The following is a 16,156-nucleotide window of genomic DNA, read 5'->3' on the forward strand; positions in this document are numbered from 1 at the left end:
TACCAATTCCGCCACTTCCGCATCAATTCTGTAGTCATACCGATAATTGGTAAAATCAGTATCACGTTGTATTTTTCATTCCAATGAAAGAATGGTGGCTACTGCGGGATTTGAACCTGCGACCCCATCATTATGAGTGATGTGCTCTAACCAACTGAGCTAAGTAGCCATCTGAGAGCGAGACAATATAAACTAAACTCGCTTTCAATGCTATTACCTTTTTAAAGATAATTGCACTTTAATTTGTGGCTGGGCTACCTGGATTCGAACCAGGGAATGCCGGCATCAAAAGCCGGTGCCTTACCGCTTGGCGATAGCCCAACAATTGATATCAAAAGATATCTCAAATATGGTCCCCCCCCCCCCCCCCCCCCCCCCCCCCCCCCCCCCCCCCCCCCCCCCCCCCCCCCCCCCCCCCCCCCCCCCCCCCCCCCCCCCCCCCCCCCCCCCCCCCCCCCCCCCCCCCCCCCCCATCATTATGAGTGATGTGCTCTAACCAACTGAGCTAAGTAGCCATTTCCAAATTGTCGTTCCGTTTTGAAGCGTTGCTGCTTCGTTGGGAACGGGGCGCATTATGCGTAGTTGAGTGAAACCCGTCAACTTTTTTTTTAAATAAATCACGAATAAATGCCTGTTCGATTTCTTTTTAGACAAAGAGGCGTATTTGTGATCAAAAAATGGGGTTGAAACCCGATATTTTGGCAAAGTTAATTTTGATATGAATAGAAATCATTGAATTGAGAAAACAAAAAAGGCCAGTGAGAACACTGGCCTTTGGCAATAAGTTGCTAATAAAACTTATACGTTGAAGCGGAAGTGAACAACATCGCCGTCTTTAACGATGTAGTCTTTACCTTCTAGACGCCATTTACCTGCATCTTTTGCACCGCTCTCACCGTTAAACTCGATGAAGTGGTCGTAACCAACAACTTCTGCACGGATGAAGCCTTTTTCGAAGTCAGTGTGGATCTTACCTGCAGCTTGTGGCGCAGTTGCACCAACAGGGATAGTCCAAGCACGTACTTCTTTAACACCAGCAGTGAAGTAAGTTTGCAGAGTAAGTAGTTCGTAACCAGAACGGATAACACGGTTTAGACCTGGTTCTTCGATACCCATGTCTGCTAGGAACTCTTCGCGATCTTCGTCTTCAAGTTCAGATAGCTCAGATTCAATAGCTGCACATACAGCAACAACTACGTTGTTCTCTTTTTCTGCGTATTCACGAACTGCGTCTAGGTACGGGTTATCTTCGAAACCGTCTTCGTTTACGTTCGCAATGTACATTGTTGGCTTAAGTGTAAGGAAGTTTAGGTAGCCAATTGCTGCCGCTTCTTCTTTTGAAAGCTCAACTGTACGCGCCATACCACCTTCAGTAAGAACTGGTAGTAGCTTTTCTAGAACAGTGATTTCGAACTTCGCGTCCTTGTCACCGCCTTTTGCTTTCTTAGCGTTACGTTGAATTGCACGCTCACAGCTGTCTAAGTCAGCCAGTGCAAGCTCAAGGTTGATCACTTCGATGTCTTCGATTGGTGATACTTTGCCAGAAACGTGAACGATGTTTTCGTTTTCAAAACAGCGAACTACGTGACCAATTGCGTCAGTTTCACGGATGTTTGCTAGGAATTTGTTACCCAGACCTTCACCTTTAGATGCACCAGCAACTAGGCCAGCGATATCAACGAATTCCATCGTTGTAGGAAGGATCTTCTGCGGATTAACAATTTTCGCTAATGCATCTAGACGTAGATCAGGTACTGGAACGATACCTGTGTTTGGTTCGATGGTACAAAACGGGAAGTTTGCTGCCTCGATACCTGCTTTAGTTAGTGCATTAAACAGAGTTGACTTACCAACGTTTGGTAGACCAACGATGCCACATTTAAAACCCATGATATAAACCTTATTCTGCTTTGAACGTATGTAAGCGATTTTGTGCTTTTGATAGGCCATCTTTTAATAAGATGTCTAGGCTGCGTACTGATTCGTCAACAACGGCATCAATACACTCTTGCTCTTTTTGCGGAGCTTTGCCTAATACATAACCTGCAACTTTATCTTTATGTCCCGGATGGCCGATGCCTAAACGAAGACGGTAGAATTCTTTATTGTTACCCTGCTTGCTGATGATGTCTTTGAGTCCATTGTGACCGCCGTGGCCGCCACCCTTCTTGAACTTACCAATGCCAGGTGGGAGATCGAGTTCATCGTGTGCAACCATGATCTCTTCTGGTTTAATTTGGTAGAACTTCGCCAATGCCGCAACGGCTTTGCCGGATAAGTTCATGTAAGTTGTTGGGATCAACAAGCGAAGATCTTCACCGTGAACCATAATGCGTCCAGTCAGACCAAAGAACTTTGCTTCATTCTTTAGTGTAACGTTGTGTACGCGTGCTAATTCTTCAACTACCCATGCGCCCGCATTGTGGCGAGTTTTGGCGTATTCTGGACCTGGATTTGCCAGTCCAACGAGAAGTTTTATTTGTTGGCTCAAGGTATGGATCTCTCTCGGGATTTCAAAAAGCGCCGTATGATATCACAATTTATGAAAAAGGTGCGAGCAGTGGGCAACTTGTCTCTTCTCGGCAACCTTAACCATAGCGCAATATGATTCAGGTATAAAAAAAGCACTTCAATCGAAGTGCTTTTTAAACGCATCACTCTATGGGTAGAGTTGTGAGTCTTAGTTAAACATCGCAGAGATTGACTCTTCGTTGCTGATACGACGAATCGCTTCAGCAAGCATGCGAGATAGGCTAAGAGTCGTTACTTTACCTGTTGCTGCCATCTCAGGAGATAGTGAGATAGAGTCGGTTACGATAACTTGGTCTAGAACAGAGTTCTTGATGTTGTCTGCAGCACCACCAGAGAATACAGCGTGAGTTGCGTAAGCGAATACGCGCTTAGCACCGCGCTCTTTTAGCGCTTCAGCTGCTTTACATAGTGTGCCACCTGTGTCGATCATGTCATCAACGATAACACAGTCACGACCTTCAACATCACCGATTAGGTTCATTACTTCAGAAACGTTAGCACGTGGACGACGCTTATCAACGATAGCGATATCAACGTCACCTAGAGCTTTAGCTGTTGCACGAGCACGTACAACACCACCTAGGTCAGGAGAAACCACAACTGGGTTCTCTAGGCCACGGTTAGCCATGTCTTCTAGAAGAACTGGAGTACCGAAGATGTTATCAACTGGTACATCGAAGAAGCCTTGGATTTGCTCTGCGTGTAGGTCGATAGTAAGAACGCGGTCTACGCCAACGTTAGAAAGGAAATCTGCAACAACTTTTGCAGTAATTGGCACACGTGCAGAACGTACACGACGATCTTGACGGGCATAACCGAAGTAAGGGATTACAGCAGTAATACGGCCAGCAGAAGCGCGGCGCATTGCGTCAATCATTACCACCAATTCCATTAGGTTGTCATTGGTTGGTGCACAAGTTGATTGAATCAGGAATACATCGCTACCACGAACGTTTTCATTGATTTGAACAGCGACTTCGCCATCAGAAAAACGGTCTACAGTAGCATCGCCAAGAGAGATGTATAGACGATCAGCAATACGTTGGGCTAGTTCAGGTGTTGCGTTACCAGCAAATAGCTTCATATCAGGCACGGTGGAAACCTCAGGGTTGCGTCCAGTTTTAATTAGATTGTGGGTGGGCTGAGTGGTATTCAGCCAGCGTCTCTTTTAAAGGTGAAAGATTTCGACCTTTAGCAATAAATGCAGAGACGTTGTCAGGCAGTTTTGCCAGTACAGATTCTGCTTCGTTTTTGCTCGAAAATTCAGCAAAAACGCAAGAACCGGTGCCGGTCAATCTCGACGGCGCATATTGTAGCAGCCATGAAAGTTGCTTATCAACCTCTGGGTACAGCATTCGTACAATTTTTTCGCAATCGTTTACGTATTCTTGCTCTAGAAGCGTTGCTAGCTCTCGCTTCGGCGTATTTCTGGTTAATTCTGGATGTGTGAATATGTCCACAGTTGCTATGCTCACTTGAGGTTTAACCACTAAATACCACTTCTCTTCAGGGGTAGCTGGATGCAACTGTTCACCAACACCCTCAGCAAAAGCAGAGAAGCCACGAACGAATACAGGGACGTCTGCGCCTAGCTTTAAGCCTATCTCTGCTAACTGATCATCAGAAAGCCCGAGTTGCCATAGGTAGTTTAATGCCACTAACACAGTTGCCGCATTCGATGAACCACCACCAATACCGCCACCCATAGGCAGAACTTTTTTGAGTTCAATATCAGCGCCGAAGTTGGTATTGGCATACTGCTGAAGGGCGGTAGCGGCTTTCCAGATTAGGTTATCTTCGGTAGCGACACCTGGAATTTGAGGTGAAATAGTGATTTGGTTTGATCGCTGGTGAGCGGTGATACTAAGTTCATCACCGAAGTCGACAAATTGAAACAGGGTTTGCAATTCATGATAGCCGTTATCACGACGACCAGTAATGTAGAGAAAAAGGTTCAGTTTAGCCGGTGACGGCCAATGAGTTTGTGTCGAAATCATTTACCGAGTGTCCATTTAGAGACCACAATGTTGATCTTATTTTCATCTTGTTTAAATGAGAGTCGTGTTGGAAGAGGCAGTACCTTTTCAACGGTATCGTTTTGGTTATCGATATCTTGGCTTAAAGTGACATCGCGATAGCGGTCAAAGTTGAGCTGCCAAGCTTTGCCATCGATCTGCTTAGAAAGCGCTTCTACTGTATTGTTGGTATTCAATAAGTAGGTATCGGCTTCATCAGGGTTACCGAGTAGCCATTGTGGTAGATGATCAACGGGGATCGTCAGCCCTGTTAGCTGTTTAACCAGTTTAGATGCACTTCTGTGGTTAAATACTTGATCATCATAAGTCACGACTTTAGCGCCGTACTTGTTGATTGTGAGGTTAAGTGCCGTTTGGCCCAAGAACGTGGTCAGTCGTAACTGACTGAAGTTTGGAGAGTGTTTCCATAAAAAATTGAGGCTTTGGCGCTCTTCGGGAGAGATGTAAGCGAGCTTGCCTGTTGCTTGATAATATTGGATCTCTTGCAGTTGTCGCTGATGTGCTTGCCACTCCACACTGGTCGGTTGTTCGGGCACAGAAACACAACCTGCTACAACCAGACAGAAAAAAATTAAAGAGGCAATTTTACGAAATCTATCCATGTTTGCTCACAACTTGTTCAATAATATCGAAAAAACGCTTCAACTATAGCATTGAATTCACGAACTCAGGAAAACAAATACTGCTTACCCTTTAAATAGAGCCATGCATCAAGTAAAATTCGGCATCCTGTTTTTAAACCCTGATCGAGAACTTCTGATACATGTCTTTGCTTGCCGTAGGTATCAATCACAATACAGCGTCGGTTGAATTGCGAGAAAAAGTAGCGTTTGGTCCAGATAAATTATCTGATGCACTAAGGCAACTTAACGCAAATGCACACGTGAATGGAAGTGTCATACTGTCCACTTGTAATCGAACAGAAGTGTATTGTGACGTTAAGAGTGCGGCTAAGAATAAGCTGATTGAATGGCTATCAGTATTTCATGACGTTAGCCCAGAAGAGTTAAAACCCAGCCTTTATATTCATGAAGAGCAAGCGGCAATTAAACACCTAATGCGTGTTGCATGTGGTTTAGACTCTTTAGTATTGGGTGAGCCTCAAATTCTCGGACAAGTAAAACAAGCGTATTCTGATTCGCGTGAGCAGAAAGCCGTTGATGCGTCGATGGAGAAGCTGTTCCAAAAGTCATTCTCTGTTGCTAAGCGTGTTCGTACTGAGACTGAAATTGGTGGTAGCGCCGTTTCTGTTGCTTACGCAGCCTGTACTTTAGCGAAGCATATCTTTGAGTCGATTGAAGACTCAACGGTACTGCTAGTAGGTGCAGGTGAAACCATCGAGTTGGTAGCAAAACACCTCTCTGCTAATGGCTGTACTAAAATGATTGTGGCTAACCGAACTCGTGAGCGTGCTTTAGGTTTAGCCGAAGAGTTTGGTGCTGAGGTGATCAGCTTGAACGAGATCCCAGACCACCTCAATAAGGCGGACATCGTGATTAGCTCGACAGCGAGTCCTCTGCCGATTATCGGTAAAGGTATGGTTGAGACCGCACTTAAACAGAGAAAACATCAACCTATGCTGCTGGTTGATATCGCGGTACCTCGTGATGTCGAAGCAGAAGTGGGCGATCTTAACGACGCCTACCTATACACGGTTGATGACTTACAATCGATTGTTGATGGCAACATAGAACAACGCAAGGTTGAAGCGATTCAGGCTGAAGCGATTGTAAGTGAAGAGAGCGCCGCCTTTATGAGCTGGATGCGCTCATTGCAAGCGGTGGATAGCATTCGTGAGTACCGAAAGTCAGCGAATGAAATCAGAGAAGAATTATTAAGTAAGAGTTTACAATCACTGGCTGCGGGCGGTGATCCTGAGAAAGTCTTGCTTGAGCTGAGTAATAAGCTCACAAACAAATTGATCCATGCTCCAACACGCGCACTACAAAGTGCAGCTGAGCAAGGAGAACCTGCGAAATTAACGGTCATTAGACAGAGTTTGGGCTTAGAAGACCCTCAATAAATTTAGACCTCCAAAAAGATAAGACGAATATGAAAGCCTCGATTCTAGTAAAGCTTGAAACACTTGTTGAACGCTACGAAGAAGTTCAACACCTGCTTGGTGATCCAGATGTGATCGGTGATCAAAACAAATTCCGTGCACTATCGAAAGAGTACTCTCAGTTAGAAGAAGTGACTAAGTGCTTCCAAGCTTACCAGCAAGCGCAAGACGATCTAGAAGCTGCCGAAGATATGGCACAAGAAGACGACGAAGAGATGCGTGAAATGGCGCAGGAAGAGATTAAAGAAGCGAAAGAGGCGATTGAGCGCCTGACTGATGAGCTTCAAATCCTACTGCTACCAAAAGATCCAAACGACGAGCGTAACTGTTTCCTAGAGATCCGTGCCGGTGCTGGTGGTGATGAAGCAGGTATCTTCGCGGGCAACCTGTTCCGTATGTACTCTAAGTTTGCTGAGAAGAAAGGCTGGCGCGTTGAAGTGATGAGCAGCAATGACTCAGAGCAAGGCGGCTACAAAGAGATGATCGCTAAAGTAAGCGGTGAAGGCGTTTACGGCGTGATGAAATTTGAGTCAGGCGGTCACCGTGTTCAGCGTGTACCAGAGACAGAATCTCAAGGTCGTGTACACACTTCTGCGTGTACAGTAGCTGTTATGCCTGAAATCCCAGAAGCGGATCTTCCAGAAATTAAAGCGGCAGACCTGAAAATTGATACCTTCCGTGCATCAGGCGCGGGTGGTCAACACGTTAACACCACGGACTCTGCAATCCGTATTACTCACTTGCCAACAGGTACAGTGGTAGAGTGTCAGGACGAGCGTTCTCAACACAAAAACAAAGCGAAAGCGATGGCCGTTCTTGCTGCGCGTATTGTACAAGCTGAAGAAGAGCGTCGCGCTGCCGAAGTATCAGACACGCGTCGTAACCTACTAGGCTCGGGTGACCGTAGTGACCGTATCCGTACTTACAACTACCCACAAGGTCGTGTTTCTGATCACCGTATCAACCTAACACTTTACCGTCTGAACGAAGTGCTAGAAGGCGACCTACAAAGCCTGGTTGATCCAGTACTGCAAGAGCACCAAGCTGACCAACTTGCTGCGCTAGCTGAGAACAACTAAACCCTATGCAATCTGCCTATACGGTTGAAAGTGCATTAAAAGCAGCAATCGTACAGCTTCAAGAGGGCGAGAATACTTCGCCCTCTATTGATGCCGCTGTGCTGCTTTGCCACACGCTTGATAAACCTCGTTCCTATCTTCTTACCTGGCCAGAAAAACATCTGACTCTCGAACAAGAACAGCATTTCAATAAACTGCTAACGCGCAGACTCACCGGAGAGCCGGTCGCGTATATTGTCGGTGAGCGAGAGTTTTGGTCGTTACCTCTGAAAGTTTCTCCTTCAACTTTGATTCCTCGACCTGACACTGAGCGTTTGGTTGAAGTCGCGTTGGATAAAACATTCGGTAAGGCAGGTGACATCCTTGATTTAGGTACAGGGACAGGGGCGATTGCATTGGCACTCGCATCTGAGATGCCTAATCGCAATGTGACTGGGATTGACCTGCGTCCTGAAGCGCAACAACTCGCTAGCGAGAATGCGGAACGCCTTAACATCACCAACACCACTTTTTTAAATGGTAGTTGGTTTGAGCCGTTATCTGAAAACAGTCGCTTTTCATTGATAGTATCGAACCCACCTTACATCGAGAAAGATGACCCACATCTGTCTCAAGGGGATGTGCGTTTCGAACCTATCACAGCGCTGGTTGCGGAAGAGAAAGGGTTAGCTGACATCAAGCATATTGCCGACAATGCTCGCCACTATCTAGAAGCAGATGGTTGGTTGGCATTTGAGCACGGTTACGATCAAGGAGATGCGGTTCGCGAGATCATGCAGGCCTTGGGTTATTTAGACGTCATGACAGAAAAAGACTATGGCGGAAATGATAGAGTCACTTTGGGACGCTATCTACCTTAGTGTCGGTGTTAGATAAAACGCCAATAAAAGAAATTAAAGGGATATCATGTACGAAGGTTTAAAACATTTTCACTTATTGACGGTTGGGCTTAGTGCTCTACTACTGTCAGTTCGCTACGCGCTTATGATGGCAAATTCTCCAATGCTTAAGCATCCATTCTTGCAGCGCTTCCCACATATCAACGACTCACTACTGCTGTTGTCTGGTATTGGTCTGATCTTTATTACTGGTTTTATTCCATTCACACCGGCAGCGCCTTGGTTAACAGAGAAGCTGACTTGCGTTATGGCATACATCGCACTGGGCTTCTTTGCGCTTAAGTTCGGTAAAAACAAGTTGCTTAGAACCTTTTCGTTTTTCGGCGCATTAGGCTGGTTGGCGATGGCAGGTAAGATTGCTGTGACTAAAGTTCCAACATTCTTCGGCTAATTATCTCCCTGTTTAGGTTAGTTATCTTAGTATTTCGGTTAATTATCTATGTACGAATTTTTTGACGAAGACTTTGACCAGTTAGAGTTGGTGGAAGGTGCTTTGATCTTAAATAAAGCGGTAAACCCTGAGACTCAAGACAAGTGGGCAGAGCTAGAACTGGCTCGACTGCTGAGTGATGCTGAGCAAGCATTGGTGCATGAGACAGACGAACAGCAAAAGTTTGAATCTTTTATTCGCCTATTCTTTTATGAGTGGGGCTTTGCTGGAGATAAAGAGGCGTATTTCTCTTCAGATAATGCGTTTATTGATAAGGTGTTAGAGCGCAAGAAGGGCGTGCCTGTGAGTTTAGGTGCTATCTTTTTGTATCTAGGACGTAAGTTGGGTTTCCCTGTCGATGGTGTCTCTTTCCCAACGCAATTTCTACTCAAGGTTACTTGGTACGATCAAGCTCCTGTCTACATCAACCCTTACAATGGCGAGTATGTTGGACAACAAACCCTGCGCGCTTGGTTGATTGGTCATGATGGTCCGCTGGCTGAAGTGAAGAGCGAACATCTTGAAGTTGCTGATCACCCAACCATTATCGGTAAGTGGTTAGCGCTTTTGAAAAGCGCGTTGCTGCGAGAAGAGCGCTATACTCTTGCACTGAAGTGTACCGATTTGGCTCTGACTTTTGTGCCAGATGATCCGTATGAAATTCGCGATCGTGGTTTTATCTATCAGCAACTTGATTGTCACCAAATCGCAGCGACTGACTATCAGTATTTTATTGACCAATGCCCAGATGACCCTGCATCTGAGTTACTTAAATCTCAAGTGAACGCGATGAACGAAAAAGTCGTTGTGGTTCACTAATTAATAATTATCTAGAGAGAATATGATGGAACAGAAAACAGTTCACATTGGCGATATGCCAATTGCAAACGACAAGCCATTTACGCTATTTGCGGGTATGAATGTTCTTGAGTCTCGCGATCTAGCGATGCAGATCTGTGAACACTACGTAAAAGTGACTGAGAAGCTTGGTATCCCTTACGTATTTAAGGCGTCTTTTGATAAAGCGAACCGCAGCTCTGTACACTCATACCGTGGTCCAGGCATGGAAGAAGGTCTTAAGATTTTCCAAGAGCTGAAAGATACGTTTGGCGTAAAAATCATCACTGATGTTCATACTGAAGCTCAAGCACAACCAGTAGCAGACGTCGTTGATGTGATTCAGCTTCCTGCGTTCCTAGCTCGTCAAACTGACCTAGTTGAAGCGATGGCTAAGACAGGCGCTGTAATCAACGTGAAGAAACCTCAGTTCATGAGCCCTGGTCAAGTTGGTAACATCGTTGATAAGTTTGCTGAGTGTGGTAACGAAAACATCATCCTTTGTGAGCGTGGCTCGTGCATGGGTTACGACAACTTGGTTGTCGATATGCTTGGCTTTGGTGTAATGAAAAAAGCGTCAAACGGTAGCCCAATCATCTTTGACGTGACTCACTCACTGCAGATGCGTGACCCTTCAGGTGCGGCATCGGGCGGTCGTCGTGAGCAGACTGTTGAACTTGCAAAAGCAGGTTTAGCTACAGGTATCGCTGGTCTATTTATTGAAGCGCACCCGAACCCAGATCAAGCACGTTGTGATGGTCCTTCGGCACTTCCATTGGATAAGCTAGAGCCGTTCTTAGCACAAATGAAAGCACTTGATGATTTGATCAAAGGTTTCGATCATATCGACATTAAATAGTCGTAACTAAAGAACAAAAAGCCGGCATTGAGCCGGCTTTTTTTGTATCTATGGTTTGTGTGATTGTATAGATAAACTTTCGTCATTCACGCTGAAATGATGAGGGTTGATATGTTATATCGTAACAATAAGTGTTTGATAATAATTATAAATTTAACTTAAGTTACCTTAACTTGTTGATTGGTTAATCAATATCACAAATGGCTCGAAAACGCATGAAAACGTTTGCCTGTGATCACTTATTGACTGAAATGCAACTTTGTTTGTTTGTTACACAATCGAAAGCTGATTAAGGTGATCTATCCTACATAAATATGAAATCACTCTGTTAGGTTTACCTTCTTAATTTAAACTACTTCAAGTTTTACTATCCTTTAACGACGTTTGCCAAACAAGCGTCCGTTTAATCTGGATGATTTTAAAGCAGTGGATTCCCCTAAAAAGTTCAAAGGTATGACAATGAAGCAACGCCTTATTCTAAAGACAGCACTCAGTGCTGCGATCCTAGCAACTCTTGCTGGTTGTGCATCTCAACCAGCTCAAGAGTGGGAAAACGATAAAACTTACAAGCTAACTGTTCTGCACACTAACGACCACCACGGTCGCTTCTGGCAGAATAAATACGGTGAGTACGGCATGGCCGCTCGTAAGACTCTAATCGATGAGCTTCGTGAAGAGATTCGTGCAGAAGGTGGTAGCGTGCTGCTTCTATCTGGTGGTGACATCAACACTGGTGTTCCAGAGTCAGACCTACAAGATGCTGAACCAGATTTCAAAGGCATGAACAAGATCGGTTACGATGCAATGGCATTGGGTAACCACGAGTTTGATAACTCTCTAGACGTGCTAGCTAAACAGATCGATTGGGCAAACTTCCCAATGCTATCTGCAAACATCTACGATAAAGCGACAGGTGAGCGCAAGTTCCAAGCTTACGAAATGTTTGAGAAGCAAGGCATCAAGATCGCTGTTATTGGTCTAACGACAGAAGATACAGCTAAGATCGGTAACCCTGAGTTCATCGCTGGCATCGACTTCCGTGACCCGAAAGAAGAAGCGAAAGAGCTGATTGCTGAGCTTAAAGAGACAGAAAAACCGGATCTTATCTTCGCAGTAACTCACATGGGTCACTATGAAAACGGTCAACGTGGTGTTAACGCACCGGGTGACGTTGCTCTAGCTCGCTACCTAAACGAAGGTGACCTAGACATGATCGTTGGTGGTCACTCTCAAGAGCCTGTATGTATGGAAGGCCCGAACGTGGCGAAGAAAAACTTCAAGCCAGGTGACGAGTGTAAGCCAGACGTACAAAACGGTACTTACATCGTTCAAGCTCACGAGTGGGGTAAATACGTAGGCCGTGCTGATTACGAATTCCGTAACGGCGAACTAGAGATGGTAAGCTACGACCTGATCCCAGTTAACCTGAAGAAGAAGGTTAAGATCGACGGTAAGAAACAACGTGTTCTTATCCAAGACGAGATTGCACAAGATCCAGAACTACTAGAGTTCCTACGTCCGTTCCAAGAGCAAGGCCAAGCACAGCTTGAAGTTAAGATTGCTGAAACAAATGGCAAGCTTGAAGGTGACCGTAACGTTGTTCGTTTCCAACAAACAAACCTTGGTCGTCTGATCGCAACATCTCACATGGAGCGTGCTAAAGCTGACTTCGCTGTGATGAACTCTGGTGGTGTTCGTGACTCTATCGAAGCGGGTGAAGTAACGTACAAAGACGTACTAACGGTTCAACCATTTGCAAACATCCTAACTTACACTGACATGACTGGTGCTGAAGTACTGGATTACCTAAATGTTGTTGCAACGAAACCAATTGATTCTGGTGCTTACGCTCAGTTCGCTGGTATCTCAATGACAGTAGAAAACGGCAAGGTTTCTAACGTATTCATCGGTGGTAAGCAACTTCGTCTAGACGAAACGTACCGCTTCACTGTACCAAGCTTCAACGCTGCGGGCGGTGACGGTTACCCTAAACTAACGGGTCACCCAGGTTACGTAAACACTGGTTTTGTTGACGCTGAAGTACTGAAAGAGTACCTAGAAGCAAACAGCCCAGTAGACGTAAACGCGTACGCACCATCTGGTGAAATGGTTTACAAATAATTAGGTAAATCGAGAGTTTAGATTGACTCTCAGCGCCTGATAATTTTAACTAAAGCGATGCTTCGGCATCGCTTTTTGTTTATCTGATATTTGGAAAAACCATGACACCGGCCATCAATCTTGCAAAGAAGAAAAAAGTTACTCATGCCATCCACCAGTATGACCACGATCCAAGTCATGACAGCTATGGGTTAGAGGCTGTGGAAGCGTTGGGACAAGACCCAAAGAAAGTCTTTAAAACATTGCTTTTCTGCTTGAATGGTGTTGCCAAAGATCTCGCAGTAGCCGTGATTCCTGTCGACCAGAAGCTGAACCTGAAATTGGCTGCAAAAGCGGCCAAAGGTAAAAAAGCCGAGATGGCCAACCCTGAGATTGCGCAGAAGACAACCGGCTATGTTGTTGGTGGAATTAGTCCTCTTGGTCAAAAGAAGGCGCTACCAACCTTCATCCACTCCAGTGCAGAGCCTCAAGAAACCATCTGTGTCAGCGCGGGGAAACGAGGTTTAGAGATTGAGTTGGCGCCAAGCGACCTTGCCAAACTGACTCGAGCTCAATTTGTTGATTTGTGTCTGTAGGCGATTCAACATACTCTCTTCGAATACAAAAATGCCCACTAGAGTTAGTGGGCATTTTTTATTATTCAGCTTGCTATTTCTTGAGGCTTAATGTGCCGCCAACGCGTTTCTTCGGCGCTTGGTTTGTCTCTTGTCTGCGATCGTTTGTCGGCTTGCTATGAGGACGAGAAGGCGCTTTACCACGGCTATTATTGCGCTCTTGGTCTTGACGATTCGTACGTTGACGCTCACCACGTTGCTGGTCGTCACCGCTAGATGGACGTTTACCACGCTTAGAGTTTGGCGCATGACGGAATTCATCGGCATTATTACCTTTGAATGTGCGTGGGCGGTTCTCTTTCTGATTGCGACGCGCTCTAGAGCCTTGGTTCTCTTCTCGGCTATCAAACAGTTTCGCATCGGTTGCTTTACGAATGCGTTGACCTTTAGCATTCAGTTTCGACGCTTCTTCTGTGCTTACTGAGCCCTCACACATTGCTAAGATTTCAGCGATCTCGTCATCACTTAGGTAGCGCCATTTACCATTAGGAATACCATCAAGTGAAATGTTCATGATACGCACACGACGTAGCTTGAATACCTCGTAACCTAAGGCTTCACACATACGACGAATCTGACGGTTCAAGCCCTGAGTTAGAGTAATACGGAAAGAGAATTTGGTCTCTTTTTCCACCTTACATGGCAGAGTAACGGTGTCTAGGATTGGTACGCCAGACGCCATTTTCTTCAAGAATTCGCCTGTGATTGGCTTATCAACACGAACTACGTATTCTTTCTCGTGGTTGTTGCCTGCACGAAGGATCTTGTTGACGATATCGCCGTCGTTGGTCAGGAAAATCAAACCGTCTGAAGGTTTATCAAGACGACCAATTGGGAAAATACGTTTATGGTGGCCAACAAAGTCGACAATGTTCCCTGGGATATCACGTTCAGTAGTACAAGTGATACCGGTTGGCTTGTTTAGAGCGATATAGATAGGCTTCTCTTTCGAGCGAACAGGTTTGCCATCAATCTCTACGTCATCTCCGGGTAGGACTTTTGTTCCCATTTCTGGTGTTTTACCATTGATGGTGACACGGCCGGCATCAATCAGCTTGTCGGCTTCACGGCGTGAGCAAAAGCCAGTTTCACTGATGTATTTATTGAGACGTTTCGCTTGGGATTCTTGTGACATGATTTTCTCTTAGCGTTTCACAACGGAATATAGGTAAACAAAAAGCAACTACCGAGTAGTTGCTTTCTGAGTATGTATCTTTAACTGCGCATAATTTTAGCATCTAGTGTGAGCTTGAGCACGAATTAAATTTTCTGAGCTAACTCATGCGCTTTTGATGTCTTTCTCGGTTTTCTAACTTTTTATCGTCACTTTTTCTTAGCATCACATACACCGCGCCCGTGCCGCCATGGAACTGCTGCGCAGAGTGAACACATTGCACGTCATTAATCTGCGATAACCAGTTTGCGACGTAGCTTTTCATCATTGCTGGTGGGTTAGAGCGTTCCCCCTTACCATGAACAATAATCACAGTACGAATATCCATACGTAGACATTGACGCAAGAAAGAGAGGATCTCGTTACGTGCATCTTTAAGCGTTTTTCGGTGCAGGTCTAGTTTGGCTTGAATTGGGTACTTTCCTAAGCGCAGCTTTTTGTATACGCCATCTTGCACACCATCTTTTTTGTACTCCACGATATCTTCAGGTTTCAACATCGGAGAGTAGTCTAGAGAGAGGTAATCTTTTTCATCGTCAGAGAGCCACATTGCCGCTTCGCGCTTAGCAAGGTGAGATTCGGTGACTCGGTGAACTTTTTGATGCTCCGCGGTATCTTGGTCAATACGCTTAACGTCGCCCATCATTTGTTGGAATAGATCTAGGTCGTCATCATGAGACATAGTGGTTATCTCAAGTTGGAGAGGGATAAAGAAAGTATACCTAAGTTATGGGGTGGTTCAAAAACGAAAAAACCGGAGCAGACAATATTAGTCAGCTCCGGTGCAAAGCATCTTTAAGTCCCAACTTAAACAGGTTGGTGATTAAGGCTTGGCGACTCTAGTGAGGAGATTTGTCGGTCATAACCTTGTAAATGAAGAAGCCTCCATAAAACATCATGAGACCAAGAGCCCCGAAGATTACTATCATTGAAGATAGTCCCACTGCATTACCAAATAGGAGATCTAGCCAAAAGTCCATGTGTATACCTCAAAGTTATGTGACACGTATAATTCTATTAACTGAACCTATCGGTTTACTGATCTGGATCAATCCTGTTGCATAAGTTAAATCTTTGTTGGCGAGTGTGTGTATTTGGTCACATTCTCATCGTGCTTGGTTGTCTTTTGTTCGAACGGTATAATATTGAAGGAAATAATGAAAAAAGCGCTTGCGGATAAACTCAGATTCCGTATTATACGCTCCATCGACAGGCAATGAGCCAGTTAGATATCTCGGTGAATAGCGCAGCTTGGTAGCGCATCTGGTTTGGGACCAGAGGGTCGGGGGTTCGAATCCCTCTTCACCGACCACATTAAAGAAAGCCGTAGCAGAAATGCTACGGCTTTTTTGCATTTACACTTACTGTTTCGATTTGGTTTAGACCCAGAGCGTGGGGGCAGGTACGCCAGTCCGATGGAATGCCAGTCCAATCGAATTCCTCTTCACCGACCACATTTAGAAAGCCTGTTCAATGAGCAAGCTTTCGTCGTTTCGGGATGTAGGAAATAGGA

The 16,156-nt window shown here is 45.2% G+C and carries 16 protein-coding genes, 3 tRNA genes and 1 pseudogene; 10 read left to right on the forward strand and 10 right to left on the reverse strand.

The annotated features are described in order from the left end of the window. Positions 1–92: 92 nt before the first annotated feature. Both VFDL14_RS16700 and VFDL14_RS16695 read right to left on the reverse strand, forming a co-directional pair. A tRNA-Met gene (locus VFDL14_RS16700) sits at positions 93–169 on the reverse strand. Positions 170–246: 77 nt separating this feature from the next. Then, positions 247–321, reverse strand: a tRNA-Gln gene (locus tag VFDL14_RS16695). Here VFDL14_RS16695 and VFDL14_RS24280 point away from each other — a divergent pair. Further along, on the forward strand, positions 308–496 hold the full coding sequence (locus VFDL14_RS24280; RefSeq protein WP_152549211.1) for a hypothetical protein: 189 nt from the start codon (positions 308–310) through the stop codon (positions 494–496). The genes VFDL14_RS16695 and VFDL14_RS24280 overlap by 14 nt on opposite strands. A gap of 302 nt (positions 497–798) precedes the next feature. On the opposite strand, the gene ychF is transcribed toward VFDL14_RS24280, so the two are convergent. From ychF to lolB, 5 genes are all read right to left on the reverse strand, one after another. Beyond that, a complete protein-coding gene (ychF, locus tag VFDL14_RS16690; RefSeq protein WP_032550064.1) occupies positions 799–1,890 on the reverse strand; it encodes a redox-regulated ATPase YchF in 1,092 nt (363 codons plus the stop codon). A gap of 10 nt (positions 1,891–1,900) precedes the next feature. Then, positions 1,901–2,491 carry an aminoacyl-tRNA hydrolase gene (gene pth / locus VFDL14_RS16685; protein ID WP_032550065.1) on the reverse strand — a complete coding sequence of 197 codons (591 nt, stop codon included), beginning with the start codon at positions 2,489–2,491 and terminating at the stop codon, positions 1,901–1,903. 189 nt (positions 2,492–2,680) lie between these two features. Continuing rightward, positions 2,681–3,625, reverse strand: coding sequence for a ribose-phosphate pyrophosphokinase (locus VFDL14_RS16680; protein ID WP_032550066.1), 945 nt, complete (start codon positions 3,623–3,625; stop codon positions 2,681–2,683). Between the two features lie 28 nt (positions 3,626–3,653). Next, entirely contained in the window at positions 3,654–4,529 is an 876-nt protein-coding gene (gene ispE / locus VFDL14_RS16675) for a 4-(cytidine 5'-diphospho)-2-C-methyl-D-erythritol kinase (protein ID WP_032550067.1), read from the reverse strand. Next, entirely contained in the window at positions 4,526–5,170 is a 645-nt protein-coding gene (gene lolB / locus VFDL14_RS16670) for a lipoprotein insertase outer membrane protein LolB (RefSeq protein ID WP_032550068.1), read from the reverse strand. Before lolB ends, ispE begins: the two co-directional genes overlap by 4 nt. 161 nt (positions 5,171–5,331) lie before the next feature. Here lolB and hemA point away from each other — a divergent pair, with 161 nt between their 5' ends. The 8 genes from hemA to ybaK all read left to right on the forward strand — a co-directional run bounded on the left by hemA (position 5,332) and on the right by ybaK (position 13,430). After that, positions 5,332–6,591: a glutamyl-tRNA reductase gene (gene hemA, locus VFDL14_RS16665; RefSeq protein ID WP_032550069.1), complete on the forward strand. Its 1,260-nt coding sequence runs from the start codon at positions 5,332–5,334 to the stop codon at positions 6,589–6,591. A gap of 29 nt (positions 6,592–6,620) precedes the next feature. Continuing rightward, the gene (gene prfA, locus VFDL14_RS0123010) at positions 6,621–7,709 is read left to right on the forward strand and encodes a peptide chain release factor 1 (RefSeq protein ID WP_032550070.1); all 1,089 of its coding nucleotides are present in this window, start codon (positions 6,621–6,623) and stop codon (positions 7,707–7,709) included. Positions 7,710–7,714: 5 nt separating this feature from the next. Next, the gene (gene prmC / locus VFDL14_RS16660) at positions 7,715–8,569 is read left to right on the forward strand and encodes a peptide chain release factor N(5)-glutamine methyltransferase (protein ID WP_032550071.1); all 855 of its coding nucleotides are present in this window, start codon (positions 7,715–7,717) and stop codon (positions 8,567–8,569) included. Positions 8,570–8,615: 46 nt separating this feature from the next. After that, positions 8,616–8,999, forward strand: a complete 384-nt coding sequence (locus VFDL14_RS16655; protein WP_032550072.1) for a SirB2 family protein — start codon at positions 8,616–8,618, stop codon at positions 8,997–8,999. Positions 9,000–9,047: 48 nt separating this feature from the next. Beyond that, positions 9,048–9,857 (forward strand): SirB1 family protein, encoded by an 810-nt coding sequence (locus VFDL14_RS16650; protein WP_032550073.1) that lies wholly within the window; start codon positions 9,048–9,050, stop codon positions 9,855–9,857. Between the two features lie 25 nt (positions 9,858–9,882). Continuing rightward, a complete protein-coding gene (gene kdsA / locus VFDL14_RS16645) occupies positions 9,883–10,734 on the forward strand; it encodes a 3-deoxy-8-phosphooctulonate synthase (protein WP_032550074.1) in 852 nt (283 codons plus the stop codon). Positions 10,735–11,193: 459 nt separating this feature from the next. Then, positions 11,194–12,855: a bifunctional UDP-sugar hydrolase/5'-nucleotidase UshA gene (gene ushA / locus VFDL14_RS16640; protein ID WP_032550075.1), complete on the forward strand. Its 1,662-nt coding sequence runs from the start codon at positions 11,194–11,196 to the stop codon at positions 12,853–12,855. Positions 12,856–12,956: 101 nt separating this feature from the next. Further along, positions 12,957–13,430 carry a Cys-tRNA(Pro) deacylase gene (gene ybaK, locus VFDL14_RS16635; RefSeq protein ID WP_032550076.1) on the forward strand — a complete coding sequence of 158 codons (474 nt, stop codon included), beginning with the start codon at positions 12,957–12,959 and terminating at the stop codon, positions 13,428–13,430. A 252-nt stretch (positions 13,431–13,682) separates the two neighbouring features. Here ybaK and rluF read toward each other — a convergent pair. The 3 genes and pseudogenes from rluF to VFDL14_RS23875 all read right to left on the reverse strand — a co-directional run. Beyond that, a pseudogene (gene rluF, locus VFDL14_RS16630) lies at positions 13,683–14,604 on the reverse strand (23S rRNA pseudouridine(2604) synthase RluF); the annotation flags it as partial. A 139-nt stretch (positions 14,605–14,743) separates the two neighbouring features. Further along, entirely contained in the window at positions 14,744–15,325 is a 582-nt protein-coding gene (gene smrA, locus VFDL14_RS16625; RefSeq protein ID WP_032550078.1) for a DNA endonuclease SmrA, read from the reverse strand. 157 nt (positions 15,326–15,482) lie between these two features. After that, positions 15,483–15,623 (reverse strand): DUF3149 domain-containing protein, encoded by a 141-nt coding sequence (locus VFDL14_RS23875; RefSeq protein WP_004739790.1) that lies wholly within the window; start codon positions 15,621–15,623, stop codon positions 15,483–15,485. Between the two features lie 255 nt (positions 15,624–15,878). On the opposite strand from VFDL14_RS23875, the gene VFDL14_RS16615 reads away from it, so the two are divergent. Then, a tRNA-Pro gene (locus tag VFDL14_RS16615) sits at positions 15,879–15,955 on the forward strand. Positions 15,956–16,156: the final 201 nt, after the last annotated feature.

Source organism: Vibrio fortis (assembly GCF_000695685.1).
Lineage (GTDB): Bacteria > Pseudomonadota > Gammaproteobacteria > Enterobacterales > Vibrionaceae > Vibrio > Vibrio fortis_A.

Excerpts from the sequence above, each read along its gene's own strand:
- prfA (WP_032550070.1), top strand. The coding sequence starts at position 6,621 with ATGAAAGCCTCGATTCTAGTAAAGCTTGAAACACTTGTTGAACGCTAC.
- VFDL14_RS16655 (WP_032550072.1), top strand. The coding sequence starts at position 8,616 with ATGTACGAAGGTTTAAAACATTTTCACTTATTGACGGTTGGGCTTAGT.
- lolB (WP_032550068.1), bottom strand. The coding sequence starts at position 5,170 with ATGGATAGATTTCGTAAAATTGCCTCTTTAATTTTTTTCTGTCTGGTT.
- hemA (WP_032550069.1), top strand. The coding sequence starts at position 5,332 with ATGTCTTTGCTTGCCGTAGGTATCAATCACAATACAGCGTCGGTTGAA.
- VFDL14_RS16650 (WP_032550073.1), top strand. The coding sequence starts at position 9,048 with ATGTACGAATTTTTTGACGAAGACTTTGACCAGTTAGAGTTGGTGGAA.
- ychF (WP_032550064.1), bottom strand. The coding sequence starts at position 1,890 with ATGGGTTTTAAATGTGGCATCGTTGGTCTACCAAACGTTGGTAAGTCA.
- prmC (WP_032550071.1), top strand. The coding sequence starts at position 7,715 with ATGCAATCTGCCTATACGGTTGAAAGTGCATTAAAAGCAGCAATCGTA.
- ushA (WP_032550075.1), top strand. The coding sequence starts at position 11,194 with ATGAAGCAACGCCTTATTCTAAAGACAGCACTCAGTGCTGCGATCCTA.
- ybaK (WP_032550076.1), top strand. The coding sequence starts at position 12,957 with ATGACACCGGCCATCAATCTTGCAAAGAAGAAAAAAGTTACTCATGCC.
- smrA (WP_032550078.1), bottom strand. The coding sequence starts at position 15,325 with ATGTCTCATGATGACGACCTAGATCTATTCCAACAAATGATGGGCGAC.
- kdsA (WP_032550074.1), top strand. The coding sequence starts at position 9,883 with ATGGAACAGAAAACAGTTCACATTGGCGATATGCCAATTGCAAACGAC.
- ispE (WP_032550067.1), bottom strand. The coding sequence starts at position 4,529 with ATGATTTCGACACAAACTCATTGGCCGTCACCGGCTAAACTGAACCTT.
- VFDL14_RS23875 (WP_004739790.1), bottom strand. The coding sequence starts at position 15,623 with ATGGACTTTTGGCTAGATCTCCTATTTGGTAATGCAGTGGGACTATCT.